This is a genomic window from Nonomuraea sp. NPDC049784 (assembly GCF_040659615.1).
Taxonomy (GTDB): Bacteria; Actinomycetota; Actinomycetes; order Streptosporangiales; family Streptosporangiaceae; genus Nonomuraea.
This window is the reverse complement of sequence record NZ_JBFAMX010000800.1, coordinates 1-3,819: the sequence shown is the minus strand read 5'-3', so window position 1 is coordinate 3,819 and position 3,819 is coordinate 1. Positions and strand designations below refer to the sequence as shown.

Genomic DNA, 3,819 nt, shown 5'->3' with positions numbered 1-3,819 from the left:
CGCCACGCGCGGCCAGCCGTCCTCCCAGACCACGCGCTGCAGCGCGGTCTCACGCCCGAGCACGCACCTGCGGTTGTGGTACGGCCGGGCCACGAGGTGAGCGACGTACCACTCCCCCGTCTGCGTCTGCACCAGGCAGCCGTGTCCCGCTTTCTGCAGCTCCAGGCTCGGGTCGTGCCGCGAGGTGAGCATCGGCCCCGCCGGATCCTCCTCGTACGGCCCGGCCAGCGACCGGGACCGCAGCACCGTGACGCCGTGCTCATAACCGGTGCCGCCCTCGGCTGCCATCAAGTAGTACCAGCCGTCGATCTTGTAAATGTGCGGGCCTTCGGTGATGTTGCGGTTGGGCAGGATCAGCTCGGGTTTACCGCCATCCAGCGGTTGCAGCTCGATCCCCGCGAACCCGCGTCCCGGCCGGGAGTCGAAGACCATGTTGAGCAGCCAGCTCCGGCCGTCCTCGTGGTAGAGGGCGGCGTCGAAGCCGCGGCCGGGCAGCCGTACCGGGTCGGACCACGGCCCTTCGATCGAAGGCGCGGTGATCAGGTAGTTGGCGATGTCCTTGTACCCGAGCGTGTAGTTGTCCATCACGCCGTAGACGAGGTGGAACAGCCCGTCGTGGTAGGTCAGGTCGGGCGCCCAGACGCCGCCGGAGTCGGGCACGCCGGACAGGTCGAGCAGCCTGCGCTCGGTCAGGATGCCGCCCAGCGGACGCCAGTTCACCAGGTCGCGTGAGTGGTGGACGCGCACGCCCGGATACCACTCGAAGGTGGACGTGGCCAGGTAGTAGTCCTCCCCCACCCGCACAATCGACGGGTCCGGGTGGAAACCGGGCAGGACGGGATTGCGGATCATGCGATCTCCACACTCTTTCCAGCAGGCAGCTCGACTTCTCGGTGCAGTCCCGAGGCACGGTGGATCACCGTGACGATCTGATCGACAGGTGAGGTGAGCCTGGCGCGCACGCCGTCGCCCCAGGTCAGCTCCTCGACCGTCACCCGGCCCCGGCAGCGGACACCTCTCACGCGGCCCTGCTCGAAGGCCGATGGCAGCGCGGGCAGCAGCTCGACGATCCCCGGCCGCGAGTAGACCAGCAGCTCCAGGAAGACGCCCGGCAGGGTGATGGCCGCGTCGGCGTTGTAGACCTCGCGGCCGGGGTTGTGTGAGCTCATCAACGAGTCGAAGAACATCCCATTGTCCAGAATTTTCCGGACATTCACCCAGGCCAGCTCCCCGTCCTTCAGCCGCGCCGCCGCCAGCGCCCGATGCAGGCTCCCGTGCGCCGACAGGTTCTCATCGCCCCTGAGCAGCAGGGCTTCCCGGGCGGCCGCCGCCAGCTCCGGCGTGTCGTCGGGGTTGATCTCGTGCAGCGGCCAGACCGGGTACAGGTGGCTGACGTGCCGATGATCTTCGTACGGCTCCACGTCCGCGATCCACTCGGCCAGCGCACCCCTCTCGTCGATCTTGTACGGCGGAAGCCGCTTGCTCGTCGGGGAGTCGCCGAGCGCGTGCCTGGCCGCCGCGACGTCCATGGTGGCGTTGACGCAGGCGAACGGCCCGCCGCCCGGCCCGGCCTCGGGCGAGAACGACGGCACCACGCTCCCGTCCGTCCCGGCGAGGAAGTCCTCCCAGAACAGGCGGCACTCCGCCAGCCACTCTTCCAGCTCGGGGATCGGCTCGCCGGTCGTCTCGGCGTGCTCGACCAGCGGATACAGCAGCCAGTCCGCCCCGGCCAGCCACATCGTCCATGGCCAGTCGGCGTTCAGGTGGAACAGGTGGCCATTCTCTCCGTCCGTGCGGCTCGGCGCGAGGATGCCCCTGACGCCGTAGACCTCTCTGGCATTGGTGCGCCAGTGGTCGATCTGGCCTCGGATGAGGTTCGCGTACCCGTCGATCAACTCCGGCATCGCGCCGATGTTGACGCCCGACATCTGGAGGTTGAGGTTGGCGTCGGTGGTGAAGTCGCCCGACCAGGCCGCACCCCACTCCCCCAGCCACAGGCCGGTCAGCCGCGGCGGGAGGATGCCGCCGGAGCTGAGCAGGAGGTAGCGGCCCGCGTGGAACAGCCGCTCCACCAGCGCGGCACCGGCCAGTTCGCCGACCGGCCTGGCCCGCTCGTCCGAGGTGGCGCCCAGATCGAGGGTGACGCGCTCGTAGAGCGGGCGGTGCCGGGCGACGTGCCTCCGCAACAGGCCGTCGTACCCCGGCGCGGCCAGATCTCGCAGTTCAGCGGCCTCAAGCGGCGCGGTCCCGCTTTCCTCGTGCCGGGCCACCTTCGTCAGCAGCAGCACCTCGGACGCGCCCGTCACGGTCACCGTGTCGCCCTCCACCGCGACGGTCCCGCCGCGTGGCCGGACGAGGGTGAGCCCCTCGAAGCCGGAGGCGCCCCGGCCCTCGGGCGGGTAGGTGCCGCGGATCCGCAGGAAGACCTGGCCGTCCTGCTCGCCGGCCGCCGTCTCGTAGCGGACCGTCTCCGGCCTGCCGGGCAGGTCGCCGGTCAGGCGGAGGGTGACGTCGCCGGTGAGGCGCTGGACGACGACCGAATCGGCGCGGGACACGAAGGCCCGGTGCGACTCCCCCGGACCCGTGGTGACCTCGCCGGTGGTGAAGTCGGTGGTGCGGCGATACTCCCCGGCCACGGCCGGACGTGAGATCACCAGCTCCCAGCCCGGGTGGAACGGCTGGGTCCACTCCAGACTCCGGCCGCCGGCCGCCAGCGCCTGGGCCTCGACCGGCCGCCCGGCCAGCAGGAGGGAACGGATCTCGGCCAGCAGGTGCGCGGTGGCGGGCGGGCGGCGGTCGCGGGTGCCGTTGGGCAGCACGAACCGGTGGTGATCGACCACCACCCGCTCCTCCCGCGGCCCGCCGTACACCATGATCCCGACCTCGCCGTTGCCGGAGAGGAACGCGTCCTCCCAGGTGAGCGCGGGCGACAGGTCGAGCAAGGAGTGCATCAGTCCTCCAAGTAGAGCACCACTGTGCTGAGCGGTCCGACCTCGATCGGGCGGCCGAGGGGAACGCGGCGGCCGGTGACGAGATTACGGGCGTGGCCGGAGCCGGTCACATGCAGGGTGCGGGCGCGGTCTTCCGAGGTGTTCATGCCGATGAGGTACCGGCCGTAGGAGCAGCGGTAGAACTGCGCCTTGCCGACGAAGAGCTTCTCGACACCGGGGAAGTCCACGCCGAGTGCCGGGTCGGGCACATCGGCGGGGTGCGGGCCGACCTTGAGGACCTCGCCGGCGAATGCCTGGTGCAGTCCGGGCCCGGGAGGCGGGAAGCCGCCGGGCGGGATGTGGGAGGCGGCGGGGTCGTTGATGGCGAAGGAGAAGCAGACCCAGTCGGCCTCGGTCCAGGTGTCGCCGGTGGGCGTGACCTGGCACTGCTGCCGGACGGTGGCGACCCGGTGGGTGTCCGGGGTGATGTGGTGGACGCGGGCCAGGTTGTTGACGGCCTGCCGGGCGCGCCAGTAGAGGGAGGCGTACAGGATCTCCTTGCCGTTCTTGATCGCGACGACGCCGTTCTCCTCGTCGGAGAAGACGAAGCCGGGGGCGTCCCAGTCCATGGGGAACAGCTTCCCCGTCGCGGGCAGCGCCTGGAAGGCGGGCCAGTCGCGCTGGACGAGACGCAGGGCGTTGAGCCCGACCCGTGACCAGGTGTTGGTGAGCAGCAGATCGAGGTGGCCGAAGAACTGGTTGTCGGCGATCATGCGCTGGGCGTGTCCGGCGATCGAGGGGTCGCCGAGCACGGCCGCGGCCATGACGGGGTGGCCGTCCCAGGCCAGGCGCTGGAGCCGCGACTGGTCGGCCTCGCTCGCGGCGCGGC

Annotated in this window: 3 protein-coding genes; all 3 read right to left on the bottom strand. The window is 70.8% G+C overall.

Features of this window, described 5'->3' with window-relative positions:
- A partial coding sequence (locus tag AB0J09_RS58695; protein ID WP_360711994.1) for a glycoside hydrolase family 43 protein occupies positions 1 to 852 on the bottom strand: 852 nt, incomplete at its 3' end.
- Positions 849 to 2,951, bottom strand: a complete 2,103-nt coding sequence (locus AB0J09_RS58690) for a glycoside hydrolase family 95 protein (RefSeq protein WP_360711991.1) — start codon at positions 2,949 to 2,951, stop codon at positions 849 to 851. The genes AB0J09_RS58695 and AB0J09_RS58690, both read right to left, overlap by 4 nt.
- The coding region (locus tag AB0J09_RS58685; RefSeq protein WP_360711989.1) for a hypothetical protein at positions 2,951 to 3,819 on the bottom strand (869 nt) is incomplete at its 5' end. The genes AB0J09_RS58685 and AB0J09_RS58690, both read right to left, overlap by 1 nt.

Excerpts from the sequence above, each read along its gene's own strand:
- AB0J09_RS58690 (WP_360711991.1), bottom strand. The coding sequence starts at position 2,951 with ATGCACTCCTTGCTCGACCTGTCGCCCGCGCTCACCTGGGAGGACGCG.